Annotated in this window: 16 protein-coding genes; 5 read left to right on the forward strand and 11 right to left on the reverse strand. The window is 62.3% G+C overall.

The genetic code is table 11. The annotated features are described in order from the left end of the window. Positions 1-183: 183 nt before the first annotated feature. On the forward strand, positions 184-2,337 hold the full coding sequence (locus FHX11_RS20980; protein WP_184360164.1) for an indolepyruvate ferredoxin oxidoreductase subunit alpha: 2,154 nt from the start codon (positions 184-186) through the stop codon (positions 2,335-2,337). A gap of 9 nt (positions 2,338-2,346) precedes the next feature. Beyond that, entirely contained in the window at positions 2,347-3,906 is a 1,560-nt protein-coding gene (locus FHX11_RS20985) for an indolepyruvate oxidoreductase subunit beta family protein (RefSeq protein ID WP_184360166.1), read from the forward strand. 39 nt (positions 3,907-3,945) lie between these two features. Here the strand turns inward: FHX11_RS20985 and FHX11_RS20990 are convergent, their stop codons facing one another. The 3 genes from FHX11_RS20990 to FHX11_RS21000 form a co-directional block, all read right to left on the reverse strand. Then, the gene (locus tag FHX11_RS20990; protein ID WP_184360168.1) at positions 3,946-4,218 is read right to left on the reverse strand and encodes a hypothetical protein; all 273 of its coding nucleotides are present in this window, start codon (positions 4,216-4,218) and stop codon (positions 3,946-3,948) included. 31 nt (positions 4,219-4,249) lie between these two features. After that, the gene (locus tag FHX11_RS20995) at positions 4,250-4,756 is read right to left on the reverse strand and encodes a MarR family transcriptional regulator (RefSeq protein ID WP_184360170.1); all 507 of its coding nucleotides are present in this window, start codon (positions 4,754-4,756) and stop codon (positions 4,250-4,252) included. Positions 4,757-4,932: 176 nt separating this feature from the next. Further along, a complete protein-coding gene (locus tag FHX11_RS21000; RefSeq protein ID WP_184360172.1) occupies positions 4,933-5,715 on the reverse strand; it encodes a cyclase family protein in 783 nt (260 codons plus the stop codon). A 582-nt stretch (positions 5,716-6,297) separates the two neighbouring features. On the opposite strand from FHX11_RS21000, the gene FHX11_RS21005 reads away from it, so the two are divergent. Then, positions 6,298-6,813, forward strand: a complete 516-nt coding sequence (locus FHX11_RS21005; protein ID WP_184360175.1) for a MarR family transcriptional regulator — start codon at positions 6,298-6,300, stop codon at positions 6,811-6,813. A 9-nt stretch (positions 6,814-6,822) separates the two neighbouring features. Here FHX11_RS21005 and FHX11_RS21010 read toward each other — a convergent pair whose 3' ends face one another. The 7 genes from FHX11_RS21010 to FHX11_RS21040 form a co-directional block, all read right to left on the reverse strand. Then, entirely contained in the window at positions 6,823-7,497 is a 675-nt protein-coding gene (locus tag FHX11_RS21010) for an amino acid ABC transporter permease (RefSeq protein WP_184360177.1), read from the reverse strand. Between the two features lie 93 nt (positions 7,498-7,590). Next, positions 7,591-8,388 (reverse strand): ABC transporter substrate-binding protein, encoded by a 798-nt coding sequence (locus FHX11_RS21015; RefSeq protein WP_184360179.1) that lies wholly within the window; start codon positions 8,386-8,388, stop codon positions 7,591-7,593. 77 nt (positions 8,389-8,465) lie between these two features. Next, positions 8,466-9,674, reverse strand: a complete 1,209-nt coding sequence (locus FHX11_RS21020) for a pyridoxal phosphate-dependent aminotransferase (protein ID WP_246781097.1) — start codon at positions 9,672-9,674, stop codon at positions 8,466-8,468. Positions 9,675-9,866: 192 nt separating this feature from the next. Next, positions 9,867-10,646, reverse strand: a complete 780-nt coding sequence (locus FHX11_RS21025; RefSeq protein WP_184360181.1) for an aldolase/citrate lyase family protein — start codon at positions 10,644-10,646, stop codon at positions 9,867-9,869. A 166-nt stretch (positions 10,647-10,812) separates the two neighbouring features. After that, on the reverse strand, positions 10,813-12,093 hold the full coding sequence (locus FHX11_RS21030; protein WP_184360183.1) for a cysteine desulfurase-like protein: 1,281 nt from the start codon (positions 12,091-12,093) through the stop codon (positions 10,813-10,815). Between the two features lie 127 nt (positions 12,094-12,220). Further along, positions 12,221-12,949: a GntR family transcriptional regulator gene (locus tag FHX11_RS21035; RefSeq protein WP_184360186.1), complete on the reverse strand. Its 729-nt coding sequence runs from the start codon at positions 12,947-12,949 to the stop codon at positions 12,221-12,223. A gap of 66 nt (positions 12,950-13,015) precedes the next feature. Then, entirely contained in the window at positions 13,016-13,987 is a 972-nt protein-coding gene (locus tag FHX11_RS21040) for a DMT family transporter (protein ID WP_184360189.1), read from the reverse strand. Between the two features lie 133 nt (positions 13,988-14,120). On the opposite strand from FHX11_RS21040, the gene FHX11_RS21045 reads away from it, so the two are divergent. After that, positions 14,121-14,879, forward strand: a complete 759-nt coding sequence (locus FHX11_RS21045; RefSeq protein ID WP_184360192.1) for a helix-turn-helix transcriptional regulator — start codon at positions 14,121-14,123, stop codon at positions 14,877-14,879. 3 nt (positions 14,880-14,882) lie between these two features. Here the strand turns inward: FHX11_RS21045 and FHX11_RS21050 are convergent, their stop codons facing one another. Next, on the reverse strand, positions 14,883-15,767 hold the full coding sequence (locus FHX11_RS21050; protein ID WP_184360195.1) for a sigma-70 family RNA polymerase sigma factor: 885 nt from the start codon (positions 15,765-15,767) through the stop codon (positions 14,883-14,885). Between the two features lie 122 nt (positions 15,768-15,889). On the opposite strand from FHX11_RS21050, the gene FHX11_RS21055 reads away from it, so the two are divergent. Further along, a complete protein-coding gene (locus tag FHX11_RS21055) occupies positions 15,890-16,348 on the forward strand; it encodes a carboxymuconolactone decarboxylase family protein (protein WP_184360684.1) in 459 nt (152 codons plus the stop codon). Positions 16,349-16,352 lie beyond the last annotated feature (4 nt).

Below are 16,352 nucleotides of genomic sequence, written 5' to 3' on the forward strand. Positions count from 1 at the left end.
TATATATGAGTGTTGATTGCCGAACGCATGAAGGCAGGCATGGTGCTGTTTCGATCATCGTAAGCCGCCATGAAGTCACATCAGGCAGCGCTCGCTCACTTGTTCGTTGACAGTCGTCAAATCTTCAAAATATGATTTTGCAAATGATTTAAAGGAAGCCTTCAGGGCAAAGGGGTAACGTCTATGGCCGAGCGGTCTTTTGCGCGCGAGGTCGAGGATCTGAAGCTCGGGGAAGGCGACATCTTCCGCGGCGAGGGCATCCTTGCGATCACCAAGGCACTGTTGCAGTCGGGTGTTTCCTATGTCGGTGGCTATCAGGGGTCGCCGATCTCCCACCTCATGGACGTGCTGGCCGACGCCAAGGAGGTGATGGAGGCGCTGGGCGTCCATTTCGAGACCTCGGCATCGGAAGCCGCCGCCGCCGCCATGCTGTCGGCCTCGGTCATGTATCCGGTGCGCGGCGCCGTCACCTGGAAATCGACGGCGGGGACGAATGTCGCCTCCGATGCGCTTTCCAACCTGTCGTCTGGCGGCGTCACCGGCGGCGCGTTGATCATCATCGGCGAGGATTACGGCGAGGGCTCTTCGATCATGCAGGAGCGCAGCCATGCCTATGCGATGAAGTCGCAGATCTGGCTGCTCAATCCGCGCCCGAACCTGCCATCGATCGTTCAGGCGGTAGAGGTGGGATTCGAACTCTCGGAAGCTTCCAATACGCCGGTCATGCTGCAAGTCGGCATCCGCAGCTGTCATGTCCACGGCCAGTTCGTCGCCAAGGATAACAAGCGGCCGGCCTATACGCTGAAGCAGGCGCTGGAAAATCCCGTGCGCGACGTCAATCGCATCGTGCTGCCGCCGGCTTCCTTCCTGCATGAGAAGGAGAAGCTGGAGAAGCGCTGGCCTGCGGCTGTCGACTTCATCAAGAGGCGCCAGCTCAACGAATATTTCGGCCCGTCCGAGGGCGATGTCGGCATCATCCTGCTCGGCGGCATGTATAATGGCGTCATGCGTGCCTTGCAGCAGCTTGGTCTTGCCGATGTCTATGGCAATTCCGCTGTCCCGCTTCATGTCCTCAACGTCGCCTATCCGCTGGTCGATGATCAGATTGCCGCGTTCTGCGCGAACAAGAAGGCGGTGCTGATGGTCGAGGAGGGGGCGCCCGAATATATCGAGCAGTCTCTCAACACCATTCTGCGCCGCCGCGATATCCAGACGAAGATCGCGGGCAAGGACGTCCTTCCGATGGGCGGCGAATATACCGCGCCGGTACTGATGAAGGGCATCAAGAATTTCCTGGAAATCCATCAGCGCGTGCTGCTCGGCAACCAGCCGCCTTTGCCGGACCCGACGCCTGTTCTCAACGACCCGAAGGTCAAGGCATTGGCCGAAGTCGTGCCGCCGCGCCCGCCAGGCTTCTGCATCGGCTGTCCCGAGCGGCCGATCTTCGCGGCGATGAAGCTGGTGGAAGGCGAGCTCGGCCAGCACCACATCTCCGGTGATATCGGCTGTCATCTCTTCTCGATCCTGCCACCCTTCAACATCGGCAGCACGACCATGGGCTACGGGCTCGGTCCGGCCGCTGCCTCGGCCTTCAATGTCGCCGCCGACAAGCGCGCGATCTCGGTGATGGGCGATGGCGGCTTCTGGCACAACGGCCTGGCGACCTCGGTCGGCAATGCCGTCTTCAACAAGCAGGACGGCGTCATCCTCGTCGTCGACAATTATTATTCGGCGGCGACCGGCGGCCAGGACATCCCGTCGTCGCGTGCGCTCAATCCGCGCCGCAAGACCAACAATTCCATCGTCAGTGCCGTCAAGGGGATCGGCGCCACCTGGGTGCGCCAGATCGACCGGACCTATGACGTGGCGAAAATGCGCGACACGCTGCGCGAGGCACTGACCTCGAAGGAGCCGGGGCCGAAGATCATCGTCGCTTCCTCCGAATGCATGCTCAACAAACAGCGCCGCGTGAAGCCGCAATTCGCCAAGGCGGTGAAGGAGGGCAAGCGCGTGGTCAAGGAGCGCTTCGGCGTCGACGAAGATGTCTGCACCGGCGATCACGCCTGCATCCGGCTTTCAGGCTGTCCGTCGCTGTCGGTCAAGCATACCGACGACCCGCTGAAGGACGATCCGGTGGCGGCGATCGATAATAATTGCGTGGGATGCGGCAATTGCGGCGAGGTTTCGGAGGCGGCGGTGCTCTGTCCCTCCTTCTACCGCGCCGATATCATCCACAATCCGACGGGTTGGGATCGCTTCGTGGCCCGCATGCGCTCGGGTATCATCGGCTGGCTGCAGGCGCGCCGTCGCGCCGGCCGCATCGTCTTTTCGGATTGAGAGGGCGAGATGAACGAGCATGTGAGCATGAGCGATCTTGGCGCTAACAGGCTTTCGACGGACAAGCCATTGTCGCTTGCCATCCTCGCCATGGGCGGGCAGGGCGGCGGCGTGCTGGCCGACTGGATCGTCGGTCTTGCCGAGGCCGAGGGATGGATGGCGCAGACGACGTCGGTGCCTGGCGTGGCGCAGCGCACGGGCGCGACGATCTACTATATCGAAATGCTGCCGGCCCGCGATGGCCATGCGCCGATCTTTTCGCTGATGCCGACGCCGGGCGATGTCGATGTCGTCATGGCCGCCGAGTTGATGGAAGCCGGCCGCTCCGTGCTGCGCGGGCTGGTCACGCCCGACAAGACCGTGCTGATCGCCTCGACGCACCGTTCCTTCGCCGTCGGCGAAAAGGAGAAGCCGGGCGACGGCATCGGCAATCCGGAAGTGGTGGTCGAGGCCACTGATTTCGCCGCCAAGCGCACGATCGCCTTCGACATGGAAACGATGGCCGTCAGGAATGGCAGCGTCATTTCCGCCGCGATGTTCGGCGCTCTCGCAGCGTCAGGCGCATTGCCTTTCGGCAAGCAAGCGTTCGAGGCGATGATCCGTGCCGGCGGCAAGGGCATCGAGCCCAGCCTCAAGGCGTTCAACGACGCCTTCGACCGGGCAAAGGACAAGCCGCGCGATCCGGTTTCGGCAACGCCGCCGAAGCGTTTCGACGCCCTGCCGGAGACGGCCGGCCACCCGGCACTGGATCGTCTCGTGCGTCGTATCCGGTCCGAATTTCCGCAAGCGGCCCGGCCGCTGCTGTTTGCCGGCGTCAAGAAGCTCGCCGACTATCAGGACCCGGCCTATGCCGATGAGTATCTGACCCGCGTCGCCGCACTCCATGCGCTCGACTGCAAGGCCGGCGGTGCTGACCGGGACTTCGCTTTCACTGTCCAGTCCGCCAAATATGTCGCGGTCGCCATGGCTTACGACGATGTCATCCGCGTCGCCGACCTGAAGGTGCGCGGCTCCCGCTTCGACCGTGTTCGCGCGGAGGTCGGCGCCACGGATGACCAGATCGTCTACATGACGGAATACATGCATCCGCGCATGGAAGAGGTCTGCGGCACGCTGCCGAGGGGTCTGGGCCTTTGGATAGAAAGCCGGCCGAAACTCTTTGGCCGGCTCGACCGTATCGTCAACAAGGGCCGGCGTGTCAAAACCGGCACACTGTTCTGGTTCCTTGGCCTCTATATCGTCTCAGGCCTGCGCCGCACTCGCCGTGGTACGCTCAGGCACATGCGCGAAATCGAGCATTGCGAAGTCTGGCTTGCTGCTGCGTCTGATCTTATCGGCGCGAACTACGATCTCGCCGTCGAAGTGCTCAACAACCGCCGTCTGGTCAAAGGCTATTCCGACACGCATGCGCGCGGCCTGTCGAAATTCGACCGGGTGATGTCGGCCCTGCCGTTGCTGCGGGATCGTGAGGATGGCGCGGCCTGGATGAAGCGCCTGCGGCAGGCGGCGCTGCTGGATGAAAGCGGAGCTGCACTGGATGGGGCGTTGAAGACCGTGGCGACGCTGTGAAACACTCAACGCTCGTTGCCTCACAAGGACCGGACAAGATCAGCTTTGGATGCTGCGAATGGCTTGCCTTACGCGCTCCGAGATTTCATTGATCACTTTCTCGTCGCCAGTGATGGAAAGTCCGACGTAAGTTTCCGCCTCGATGGTTATTTCCTTCCCAGCCAGTTGCAGCACGACGGTCTCGATTTCTTGCGAGCCAGCGATTGCCCGATTCCGACTGGTGATGGACGCCCCGAGTTGACGCAGAACCTCCATGAGGGTGTCTCGAAGGTTCTGATCGTGTTCTTGACCCAGAATCATTGTCTTTGTCATCGAATTGGTCCAGCTAGCATGAGAGCGCCCTTCAAATCTCATGCTTCCTGATATTGTGTAGCACCTTGTGCAGCGTCGCGATGAAGGCGCGGTATTCGGCCTCCTCCACGCCGTCGAACATCTGCAGGAGCAGGTCGTACATGGTCGGCCAGAGTTTCTCGAAGGCGGCGCGGCCGTCCTCGGTGATGGAGACGTCCCGAACGCGCATGTCCTCGGCGCGAGGCTGGCGACGGATGAAGCCCTGTTGCTCGAGGGAATCCAGCGTTCGGCTCATCGTCGATTGCTCGGTGACGGCAAAGACGGAGAGTTCGTTGATGCTCACGGAGGAGGAAATGCTGAGGATGGCGAGCGCGCGCATCTTCGCGGTCGTCATGTCATATTCGCGCAGCTCCTCGGCCATGTTGCTGTTCCAGCGCGCCATGATCCGGTTCATCAGATAGGGGGCGAAGTGGTTGAGCCCGATCTCGCCCATGGTCGGACGCTTTTCGGAACCACCTTGACTGCGCTTCAGGACTGCGCCTGAAAACCGTTCCTCCATGAACGATATCTCCTCGTGAGATCTTGCTGTTTTCAATGATGCCTCGACGGGCCGGGTCTCCGCCGAGATCCCGACCCGTCGATATGGAGTTGCTATATGAGTGCGGTGGTTAACAGAGGAGCCGAAGCGACGCCAGAGGGGAGGCTGCTCCAGCCCGCCTTCGTCAATGGTGCCGCCTATGCAATCAATGCCAGCGCACGCACCGGCGAACCCGTTCCCTTGACGAATTTCAACGGCGCGGCGATCAGCACGGCGCCCTTGGCGGGGAGCTGGTCAAGGTTCGACAGGCTGGCCAGACCATAGCGGTTTGCCTTGTGCATGAGGTTGTGTGCCGGGAAGGGCGGGTTCATGCCACCGGCGGAACCGGCATCGGTACCGATGGTCTCCGAACCCCAGCCGATAATGCCCTTGGTCAGCAGATATTCGATCGCTTCAGCGGTCGGACCCGGCGAATGCGGGCCATTTTCGTCGGCATTGAGGAAGGTTTCGGTCGCGCCGTTGCGCTTGTACCAGTCGGTGCGCAGCAATACCCAGCTTCCGGCCTCGATGGCGCCATGTTCGGCCTCCCATTCCTTGATGCTGTCGACCGTCAGCAGATAATCCGGATTGGCGGCTGCCTCCTTCGAACGGTCGATGACATTGACCGGAGCGACGAAGTTCTGCGGCGGGATGGTGTCCGTCGTGTTGTTCGGATTGTCCTTGCCGGTGATCCAGTGACAGGGCGCGTCGAAATGCGTACCGGTATGCTCGCCGAGTTCCAGCCAGTTCCAGGCCCAGAACGGGCCGTTCTGATCATATTCGGAGATGGTGTGGACTTTCACGCTGGGCGTGTTCTTGCCGAATTGCGGCGGAAGGTAGAGGACCGGCGTGTCCGGCCCGAGCGGCGCGGTCAGGTCGACGACCTTGATGGAGCCCGAAACAAGGGCAGAGGCCAGGCTGGCAAGCGTATTGGCGGTCATGGTGCGTTCCCCTTGATTTGGCGTGATCCCGCTCGAAGAGCCGCGTCGCGGATCTTCGCCTCGGAACCAAGCTTGAATGCCTTTGCCGGCGGGCGCGAGCGTATCTTTCTCGAACGGCGAAACGTGCGACGGCGGTAGGATGAGGCGAGCCTAGGGCACAATATATGACAATGCAAGCATTCCACGGGGCTCTCGGAAGATAAGGCGATTGTTGATATCTCAGGCGCTAAGGATCGGGTAACATTCGGAAAAATAACACTATTTTTCTCGGTGGCCGGGTACCTGACGACGCGCCAGCCATGGACCGTATCAGCTGTCGGTTGCTGCAAGTATTTGAAGTATAAAATTTAAATTATATGCATATGACGGCAATAGGCGTGGCCTGTGAGCTAGGCCATGAACGATGACATGATCATGGTGGGCGCAAAGGCCGCGGACGCGTCCATGTCGGCTTGCTTATGCCTGCGAAAATGCGAGGGGAAAGAGCGGCCGCGGCCTCGATGCTAAACCTTTGACATTTGAAATGTTGCTCCGTAGACCGTTTGAAGATGAACGTGCAACACGGTGATTTGAGCTGGCGCCATGGCAGAATCCGAGAGTGGAACCGTCGATCTGGAAATCATTGTCCAGGGGGCGCAGGAGGGCAAGAAGCAGGAGTTGCGGCTCTGGTTGCGGATGCTGTCGACCACCAAGCTGATCTCGCAGGAAATCCGCCGCCGCCTGCGCAATGAATTCGGCGCGACCCTACCGCAGTTCGATCTGATGGCGCAGCTCTATCGCGAGCGTGAGGGCTTGCGGCTCGGCGAGCTTTCCAAGCGCACGATGGTCACCAACGGCAATGTCACGGGTCTGGTCGAACGGCTGGAAATCGATGGCCTCGTGTTGCGCGAAACGCCCGACGGAGACCGGCGGGTGACGGTCGCGAAGCTCACCGCGAAGGGCGAGGAGCACTTCGGCGCCATGGCCGCCGCGCATGAAGCCTGGCTGCGCGAACTGATGGCCGATGTCGATCCCGCCATCATCGCCGAACTCTGGAAGGATATCGGCGCGGTCAAATCCTCGGTCAACAATCATCTTTCGGGCGCCGCCTTCGATTGAGGACCGGGCCTACCGCGCCTGCTCGCTTTTGAATCGCTTTTCGAGCACGCTCACCAGCCGCACCATAGGCCAGAGCAGGATGATGTAGATCAGCGCCGCCATGATCAGCGGTGATGGATTGGCATAGAAACCCTGCGCATTCTGTCCCTCCTTCAACAACTCCGGCAATGCCACGGTGGAGGCAAGCGAAGTATCCTTGAACATCGACACGCAATTGCTCGTGGTCGGCGGGATGACGATGCGGATCGCCTGCGGCAGCACCACCTTGTGAAGCGTGACGAGGAAGGGGATGCCGAGAGCGGCGGCGGCCTCGAATTGCCCGCGCGGCACGCTTTCGATGCCGGAGCGGAAGACCTCGGCCGAATAGGCGGCCAGCACGATGGAAAAGCCCAGGATCGCCGACCACCAGGCGGAAAGGCTGATGCCGACGAAGGGCAGGGCATAGTAGATCAGGATCAGCACCACCAGCATTGGCATGGCACGCATGATGTCGATATAGGCGACGGTCAGCAGGCGCAGCGGCTTCGGCGCATAGAGGCGGATAAGGCTGACGACAAGACCGCCGGAAACGCCGAAGAGGATGCTGACCACGCCCAGCGCGATCGTCATCCAGAGGCCGCGCAGCAATTGCGGGAAGGCCGAGACCATGACGTCGGAATTGAAGAAGGTATCGACGAAGGACATTGGCGCTCCCATCAGGCGGAACAGAGCTGAAATCTATCACGGCTGCGCCGGCTACGAGCGCCGGCGCAGGGTCTGATCGAGATGATCTTTTGATCACGCCTTGGGGATCGGCATTTCGGTGACGGTGGAGGAGCCGGCCGGCGCTTTGCCGCCGAACCATTTTTCATGGATCTTTTCCAGCGTGCCATCCTTCTTCATCGCGGTGATGGCATCGTTGATCTTGCCGAGCAACGGCGAGTCCTTTGTCATCATCAACCCGTACTGCTCGCCTGTCTTGATGCGTTCCTTGATGGCGAAGCCTTTCGTCTTGACGAAAAGATATTGCATGCCGGGGATGTCGCTGACGACGGCGTCGATGCGGCCGGCGCCGAGATCGAGGAAGACGTCCTGCTGGGCATTGTAGCCCTTGACGTCGGCAAAGGCCTGGGCGGCCTTGTTGTCGTTGGCCCATTTCTCGCCGGTCGAACCGGAGAGGACGCCGATGGTCTTGCCCTTGAGATCTGCGAGGCTTTTGATCGGGCTGCCGTCCTTGGTGGCGATGCCCATGTCGGAATCGTAGTAGGGCTGCGTGAAGGATTGCGACTTCAGCCGTTCCGGCGTGATGGTGATCGAGGAGATCGCCACATCGATGCGCTTGGAACTGGTCGCGGCGAAGAGGGCCTGAAAGCCATAGTCGGCAATATTGGTCGTCATGCCCGCGCGCTTTGCGGCCTCGTTGACGATATCGACCTCGAAACCTTCGAAGCTGCCGCTCGCGGTCTTGTATTCGAAGGGCGGATTGTTCGGATAGGAGCCGACGTTCAGCACATCGGCGGCATAAGCGAAGTGGCCGCCGCCGGCCATGCCGGCGACGGTCGCAAGAACGAGTAGATTGCGGCGGGTCAAATGCATTTCGTTGTTCTCCCTCTGGTTATGACCGCGGACGCGTTCCGTGCGCGGGTAGTGCCGGCTCGTCCTGGGGCGAGCCGTCAAGCCATGGCGCCGACCATGCGGTCGAGCGCGATGCGCATCTGTTCCGTGTCGCGGAACGTGCACATGCGAAGGAAGGCGCGGGACGATTCACCGAAATGGTAGCCGGGCGCCAGGCCGACGCGTGCAGTTTCGAGAATGCGTTCGCAGGCCACCGTGGCGTCGGCTTCGCCCCTCAGCGCGAAGAAGGCATACATGCCGCCACGCGGTTTTTCCGGCAGGATGATGCCGGGTATCCGCGGCAGCTTTTCATAGGCGAGATCGAGCCCGGCCTTGATTCTGGCGCGGATCTCGGCAACCAGCGGTTCGCCGTCGCGTAGCGCCGCGGCGGCCCCGGCCTGGATCATTGCCGATGTGCCGCTGTTGACATATTGCGTCATCGCGCCGAGCTGGTCGGCAATGCCGGCGGGATGCGTCAGCCAGCCGACGCGCCAGCCGGTCATCGCCCAGGCCTTGGAGAAGCTGTTGATGGCAATCACCCGATCGTCATCGTCGGCCAACTGCAGGATCGACGGCGCGATTTCGCCATCGAAATAGAGGCGGGCATAGACCTCGTCGGAAATGATCCAGATACCGGTGCGGCGGGAGAAATCGAGCAGCGCCTGCATTTCCTCCCGTGTCGCGGTCCAGCCGGTCGGGTTCGACGGGGTCGACAGGAAAATGGCGCGGGTGCGGGCGTCGCAACGCGCAAAGAGCCTGTCGAGATCGAGGCGCCAGTCGGTATCGAAATCGAGCGATACGGGGCGGGGTTCGCCGCCGATCAGATGGATGGCATTGTGGATGTTCGGCCATTGCGGCGCGACATAGACGACATTGGTGCCGAGATCGACCAGCAGTTCGAGTGCCATATAGAGCGCCTGCATGCCGCCGGGCGCGACGGTGGTGCGCTCGATCGGGATCGGGCGGCCATGCCAGCGCGTCTGATACTCCGACAGGGCTTCGTTCAGTGCGGGAAGGCCGCGCATGTTCGGAACGTAGAAAGTCTGGCCGTCGTCGAGCGCCTTCTTGGCGGCGTCGCGAATGAAGGCGGGGGTTACCATGTCGCCTTCGCCGAACCACAACGGAATGACGCCGCCGAGTTCGCGGGCGCGCTTGGCGAGCACGGCGATATTGTCGGTGCGCAGATCGCGGATCTGGGCGCGGATACCCTCGAAGGCATGGTGGTTGCGTGTCGTCCCGGACAGGCTATTCGGCGGTGGAAGAGGCAAGGTGCGTTCCCTGGAAACCTGGTGTTGGAAGGGCGGCGCGTCACGGAGAGCAGCGTTTGGAGAGCCCTTCATTTTGAGGATCGTTATCCAAAAGCGAATGTATTTCAAGGATAAAGTTTTAAGCTTAAAAAGTCTGGTTTCGTGAATAGTCCCCGCGTTGTTTTCTCACGTATTAAGTTTCTGAAATAATTATTATTTTTCAATATTTTGCGATGCTGCGCGTGCTCGCGCCGCCACGATGCCGCCAGCCAGGCTGGCGCCCAGGAACATGGTGTCGCTGGCAAGCAGATAGAAGCTGATGCCGGCCTTCGACCAGAGGTCGATATCATCGGGCGATGGCCGGAAAATGCCAACCGTCCTGCCGGCGGCAAGAGCCGTCTCGGCGATGGTTTCGATGGCGGCATCGAGCCTGTCCTTTCCGGCAGGTCCCATGGCGTCGATCGACACCGAGAGATCGCCGGGGCCAATGAAAATGACGTCGATGCCATCGACCGCGGCAATCGCCGCGATATTGGCGAGCCCCTCCGCCGTCTCGACCTGAATGGCGAGCACCAGTTCGGCATTGGCCTTGGCGAGATAGTCTGGAATGCGGTAGCCATAGGCGGCGGCGCGGCCGGGACCGACGCCGCGCTCGCCGAGCGGCGGATAGCGGGTTGCGAGCACGGCGGCCTTTGCCTGCGCCGCCGTCGACACGCGCGGCACCAGAACACCGGCTGCACCCGCATCCAATACGGCGGCAATGGATTCCGGCGCGTGGCCGGGCACGCGCACCAGGGCGGGAACACGGTGCATGTCGGCGGCGCGGATCAGATCCTCGATACGCTCACGGCTGATCTGGGCATGTTCCCAGTCGATGCAGAGAAAGTCGACGCCGGAGGCGGCAATGACTTCGATGGCGACGGGATGCGGAATAGCGGCGAAGGTGCCGATGAGCGGGGTCTTGTCGGTGCAGCTCTTGCGGAAATCGCTCATGGTCTTCCTCGCGCTCAAAAGGTCCCTGGGGAAGGGATAGACTGAAAAGGCGGAGCTGCGAAGCGGCAATCGTTTCAGGTTTCAACGTTGCCGCAGGCTGCCATCGTTCCGGCCGGTGCATCGCGGTGGCGGAGTTGCTCGGTGACGCCGCCGCTTGTGAAGCGGCTTATCTGTGTCGCGCCATGATCTCGGTCAGTACCGTCTCGAAGCGAGCGATTTCTTCAGGCTTGTTGTAGTGTACCAGGGATACCCGGATCGCCCCGGTTTCCATCGAGAGGCCGAGGCGTTTCATCAGGCGCGGGGCAAACATGTGTCCGTCGCGCAGGCCGATGCCGGCTTCGCCCATTTCGGTGGCGAACTGCTGCGGTGTGATATCAGGCATGTTGAAGCAGATGGTCGGCACGCGCTGTTCCAGACGGGCCTCATCGGAAATGCCGTAGATAGTGGCGCCATGGCGTTTCAGAGCGGCGATCATGTCACGAGAGAGCGTCAGTTCGTAGTCGCGGATCGCGCCCATGGCGGCGGCGAGTGCGTCGCGGCGGCCGTGTTCGCCGGCGGGCAGGAAGCGGCGGCCGAGATCTTCCAGGTAGTGGATGGCCGCATTCATGCCGGCGACGTTCTCATAGGTGAAGGTGCCGACCTCGATCTTGTAGGGCGGCACGTCCGGAATGAAGTCTTCCTTGAAGGTCGGCAGCCTGACGAGCGCATCATAGCGGCCCCAGAGGAAACCCATATGCGGCGAGAAATTCTTGTAGCCGGAGCAGACCAGATAGTCGCAATCCCATGCCTGCACGTCGATCAGGCCATGGGGGCCGTAATGGACGCAATCGAGAAAGACTTCGGCGCCGGCGTCACGTGCCAAGCTGCCGACGGTGGCGACATCGACGATCGTGCCGATGGAATGGGCGGTCACCGTGCAGGCGACGAGGCGGGTTCTGCCGTTCAGCAGCGGCTTCAGGTCTTCGGTGTGCAGCATGCCGTCCTCGCGCATGCGCCACCAGACGATCTTGGCGCCATCGGCTTCCAGCGCCAGCCAGGTGGCGATGTTGGCGTCATGGTCCACGTCGGTGATGACGATTTCGTTGCGCTCGCCGAGCAGCTTGGCTATGCCGAGGCTCACCAGGCGGATGAAGGAGGTGGCGTTCTGGCCGAAGGAGATCTCCTCCGGTCGGTAGGCATTGACCAGCATGGCGACGCTTTCGCGTGCCTCGGTCAAGTTGCGGTCGACGCCCTGGCTGTGTCGATATTTCGCCATGCGCTGGACGTTGAAATCGATCAGGTGATTGGCGACGGCATCGACCACCGCCTGCGGCACCTGCGCGCCGCCGGCATTGTCGAGAAAAACGAAATCGCCCGCTTTCCTGATGGCCGGGAACATCGCGCGGATCTCGTCGACCGGGAAGCTGTTCAGACCTGAAAAGGCTGGTTTGGCAGGGGAGGCGCTCATGATGCTCTCGCTGAAAACGGGCGGACTTGAAGATCAGATATGATCATTTGATCACAAAATATTTGAAGGCTCAACTAAATTCTCCGGAAGGTCCGTTGGCTCCGGCTCGCCGGGATTTTCGTTGGGTCTAACGCCGAACTGCCGAAGCGGGCTTTTTCGGGCGCGGTTCGTCCTGGGGCGCCGGGCAATAGTCGCGCAGGATCTCATGGGTCCGGCGGATATCGTCGATGACGCCGTCGCGGGCACGGCCAAAATCGCCGGCCTTGACCGCCTCTATGATCGGGACATGCGGTGCCGCCGGATCGATCTCGCCGCTGCGCATCAGCGGCTCGACGGAAGCGGACAGCATGCGCATATAGGGGCCGAACCGCAGCCACAATGTTTCGATGAGCTGCAGCAGCACCTCCGAACCCGAGGCGCGGTAGATGGTGAAATGGAATTGCTGGTTGCGGATCATCAGGTCGTAGACATTCCTGCCAAGGCCGATGGCGTGCTGTTCGGCGGCGATACGCTCCAGGGTCGCGATGTCGGTAGCGGTCAGGCGGGGGAGGCCGAGTTCGGCGGCGAGCCCCTCGACCGCGATGCGGGCGCGGCAGAGATCGTCGAGGCGGGCGAGCGTGACGATCGGAATGCGGGCCGAGCCGTTCGCCGCCACCTCCAGCGCATTTTCAGCCGCCAATCTGCGCAAGGCCTCGCGCACGGGCATGTTGCTGGTGCCGAAGGTGTCGGCCAGGGAAGCGATGGTCAGCGTCTGGCCGGGATCGAAATTGCCGGCCATCAGAGCGTTGCGCAATTGCTGGTAGACGGCCTCCTGGATGGTCGTTCTCGATGATACCGGTTCCAGGCCTATCCGCACGCTCGCTCCCCTCCCGCCCAGGCGATTCCCGCCATGCCGGACATCGTAGAAGGAAGGGCAGCCGTGTCAAACCTCCTCCGTTTCCCAGGCCGCCTGACCGGCGCTGGGCTCTGTCTCACCCTTGGCGATCCTTGTTTGCCGAAGGCCGATGGCGACGCCGATGAGGGCGAGCGCGCCACCGATGGCGTGATAGGCATGCAAGTCTTCCCCGAGAGTCGCCCAGGCAAGTGTGGCAACCACGATCGGCAGGAGATTGATGAGCAGCGAGGTCCGTGCCGCCCCGAGTTTCTGGATACCGATCATCCAGCACAGCGGCGCGACCAGCGACGTCGGGATGGCGGCATAGAGGATCAGCGGCAGATTGGTTACGGTGATCGGCGAGATATCGCCCATCAGGAAAATCGGGATCAGCAGAATGGTCGAAAAGCCGATCTGCCAGAAGAGTTGCTGCCACACCGGTATCGGCATCGCCCAGCGCTTCAGCATGACGCCGTAGAGCGAGTTGGAGAGGACAGCGACGATCATCAGGCCGTCGCCGATGTGGAAGCCGCCGGTCAGGAGCGTTGCGGGCTGGCCCTGCGACGTGAGGTAGATCAGCCCGATCAGCGAGATGACGCCGCCCGCAAGACCGGCGACCGTCAGTCTCTCGCCGGCGAGCATGCCCGCCAGCAAGGTCGACAGCAGCGGCATCAGTGCGATGATGACACCCATATTGACCGCCGAGGTGGTCTTGGCCGCCTCATAGGCGAGGCTCTGGTAGATCACCATGCCGAGCGCGCCGAGGGTCGCAAGCTGCAGCCAATGCTGCTTCAGCAGCGCGCGGTTTTTCCATGCGGCGCGGCCGACGAAGGGCAGCAGGATGAGAAAAGCCAGCAGCCAGCGATAGAAGGAGATCGAGCCGGGCGAGATGATGCCGGCCGCCGCCTTGGTGACCACGGTATTGCCGGACCAGATGAACACGGTGAGCAGCGGCGCGAGCATCGCGCTTGCGGTGACGGCGGTGCCGGTGTCGGTGGCAGGCGTTGAATTGCGGCGCATGGCATCCTCCTGTCGGGCGGCCGGCCTGGGTCTGATCGTTCGGGATGGGATCGTTTCTACCGGCTGTCCGATTTTTGGTATATAGCGACTTTCGGACAAGGGTAGCGGATTACGGACAGAGCGGAGCAGGCGTATGGCGCGCGAACCACGCATAGAGGGAGACCCGCCGCGGCCGGTTTCCTTTCGGACAGAGACGTACAAGGCCGGGACGGTCTTTCCCTCGAAGAGCCAGCCATGGGGCGAGCTCAATTACGCCCTTGCGGGTGTGGCTGAATTCGTGATCCGAGGCGTGCGCTATCTGTCTCCGCCGCATTATGCCATCTGGCTGCCGCCGGACACGATGCATGGCGCCTGGAACCAGTACGACCTGCGCTATGTCACCGTCTATGTCGAGCGCGCACTCTGCACCGACCTGCCGTCCGAACCGTCGACGCTGAGCATCAGCCCTCTGTTGAAGGCGATCCTCGCCGATTTCGCCTCCCGCGACGTCACTCTTCCGCAGACCGAGGAGGATCTGCGGCTGGCGCGGGTTCTGGTCGATCAGATCCGGCTCGCTCCGCGTTGCGAAAGCTATCTGCCGCTGTCGGACGATCCGCTGCTGGAGCCGGTGCTCAAGGCGTTGCAGGCCGATCCCGGCGACCGCAACTCCCTGGCCGAATGGGCGCGGCGGATGGGCACCACCGAACGGACGCTTTCCCGCCGCTGCCACGACGATCTCGGCATGTCCTTCAACGAATGGCGCCAGCGGCTGAAGCTGGTCGAGGCGCTGGCGTTGATCGAGGCGGGCGAGCCGGTGCAGTGGATCGCGGCGAAGCTCGGCTACGGCAGCGCCTCCGCTTTCATCGCCATGTTTCGCCGGCTGACGGGAGCGAGCCCGACGCGGATGGGGTAATCCTCATGGCGCGATCATCACGATCTCAAGCAGGCGCAACTGCTCGGGATCGGCGATCGATTCGATGCCGGTGATCCTGCCTTCGCCTGTCACGGCGACACGCAGCGCGACGCGCAATTGTCCGCCGAGGATGACCACCGCGCCGACCGCGCCATCGATGACGGCCAGGCGAGCGCCCTGGGCGCGGCCGTGGAAGATTCCGGCAACCGCGCTGCCGCCGCGGACTTCCGCCGGCGCGCCCATGCGTATGCCAACCGCATCGGCGCGGAAGACGGCATTGGGGTCGAGAATCGCGAGGAGCGCGTTCATGTCGCCGTTGCGCGAGGCCGCGAAGAAGGCATCGACCACATGACGCTGATGGGTAAGATCGACCTCCGCGGTGGCCGGCCTATCCTGCACGCGTCGGCGGGCGCGGCTGGCGAGCTGGCGCGTGGCGACGGTGCTGCGCCCGACAATCGGGGCGATTTCGTCGAAAGGCATGTCGAACATGTCGTGCAGCACGAAGGCCAGCCGTTCGGCGGGCGCGAGCTTTTCCAGCACGACCAGCAGCGCCAGACCGACCGAATCCGATAGCAGCGCCTCCCGTTCCGGATCGGTGCCCGTTCCGGCCTCATGGCTGATGACGGGTTCGGGAACATGGATGGTCAATGGCTCCTCGCGCCGGGATTTGCGGGCACGCAGCCAGTCGAGACAGATGCGGGCGGTGACCGTGGTCAGCCAGCCGCCGAGATTGTCGATCGCCGACGTATCCGTGCGGCTGAGCCGCAGCCAGGCCTCCTGCACTGCGTCCTCCGCCTCGCTACGCGAGCCCAGCATGCGGTAGGCAACGGCGCGCAGATGCGGGCGGTTGGCCTCGAATTTTTCCGCCTGCCACTTTTTTTCGTCCATCGGTCACACTCCCTGATCCTGTTGCGTCATGCCCATGACGAACGACATCCGGCCGGTGTGACAACGGATCGGCATGGAGGTGACATCGTCATCATCACAGCAAATGTTTCAAGGAGAGAATGATGCAAGCCCGTATGAAAAACCCCGCCGTCATCCTGCCGGATACCCTGCAAGCCCTGCTGGCGCTCAGCGCCTCGCTGAGGGATCGCGGGGTATCCGAAAACACCATGGATCTCGTGCATCTGCGCGTCAGCCAGATCAACGGCTGCAGTGTCTGCACCGATATGGGATTGCGCAAGCTACAGAAGGCAGGCGAGACGGTGGAGCGCATCGTCGGTGTTTCCGCCTGGCGCGAAATGCCCTATTTCACCGAGGCCGAGCGTGCCGCCCTGGCGCTTGGCGAAGCCATGACCCGGCTTGCCGACCGGCCGGACGCCGTGAGCGACGAGGTCTGGAATGAAGCCGCCCGGCACTATGACGAAAAGGCGCTGTCCGCGCTGATCGTCTCGATCGCGGTCGACAATGTCTGGAACCGGCTGAATGCGACGGTGCGGCAGCCGGCGGGAGCCTCGTGGAGCTGATCGC

Origin of the sequence: Rhizobium sp. BK602 (assembly GCF_014195095.1) — a bacterium.
Classification (GTDB): domain Bacteria; phylum Pseudomonadota; class Alphaproteobacteria; order Rhizobiales; family Rhizobiaceae; genus Rhizobium.

What these genes read in the sequence shown, in the direction of transcription:
- FHX11_RS21030 (WP_184360183.1), bottom strand. Translation starts at nt 12,093, where the DNA reads ATGAGCGCCTCCCCTGCCAAACCAGCCTTTTCAGGTCTGAACAGCTTC.
- FHX11_RS21025 (WP_184360181.1), bottom strand. Translation starts at nt 10,646, where the DNA reads ATGAGCGATTTCCGCAAGAGCTGCACCGACAAGACCCCGCTCATCGGC.
- FHX11_RS21055 (WP_184360684.1), top strand. Translation starts at nt 15,890, where the DNA reads ATGCAAGCCCGTATGAAAAACCCCGCCGTCATCCTGCCGGATACCCTG.
- FHX11_RS20995 (WP_184360170.1), bottom strand. Translation starts at nt 4,756, where the DNA reads ATGGAGGAACGGTTTTCAGGCGCAGTCCTGAAGCGCAGTCAAGGTGGT.
- FHX11_RS21045 (WP_184360192.1), top strand. Translation starts at nt 14,121, where the DNA reads ATGGCGCGCGAACCACGCATAGAGGGAGACCCGCCGCGGCCGGTTTCC.
- FHX11_RS21005 (WP_184360175.1), top strand. Translation starts at nt 6,298, where the DNA reads ATGGCAGAATCCGAGAGTGGAACCGTCGATCTGGAAATCATTGTCCAG.
- FHX11_RS21040 (WP_184360189.1), bottom strand. Translation starts at nt 13,987, where the DNA reads ATGCGCCGCAATTCAACGCCTGCCACCGACACCGGCACCGCCGTCACC.
- FHX11_RS20980 (WP_184360164.1), top strand. Translation starts at nt 184, where the DNA reads ATGGCCGAGCGGTCTTTTGCGCGCGAGGTCGAGGATCTGAAGCTCGGG.
- FHX11_RS20985 (WP_184360166.1), top strand. Translation starts at nt 2,347, where the DNA reads ATGAACGAGCATGTGAGCATGAGCGATCTTGGCGCTAACAGGCTTTCG.
- FHX11_RS20990 (WP_184360168.1), bottom strand. Translation starts at nt 4,218, where the DNA reads ATGACAAAGACAATGATTCTGGGTCAAGAACACGATCAGAACCTTCGA.
- FHX11_RS21050 (WP_184360195.1), bottom strand. Translation starts at nt 15,767, where the DNA reads ATGGACGAAAAAAAGTGGCAGGCGGAAAAATTCGAGGCCAACCGCCCG.
- FHX11_RS21010 (WP_184360177.1), bottom strand. Translation starts at nt 7,497, where the DNA reads ATGTCCTTCGTCGATACCTTCTTCAATTCCGACGTCATGGTCTCGGCC.
- FHX11_RS21015 (WP_184360179.1), bottom strand. Translation starts at nt 8,388, where the DNA reads ATGCATTTGACCCGCCGCAATCTACTCGTTCTTGCGACCGTCGCCGGC.
- FHX11_RS21000 (WP_184360172.1), bottom strand. Translation starts at nt 5,715, where the DNA reads ATGACCGCCAATACGCTTGCCAGCCTGGCCTCTGCCCTTGTTTCGGGC.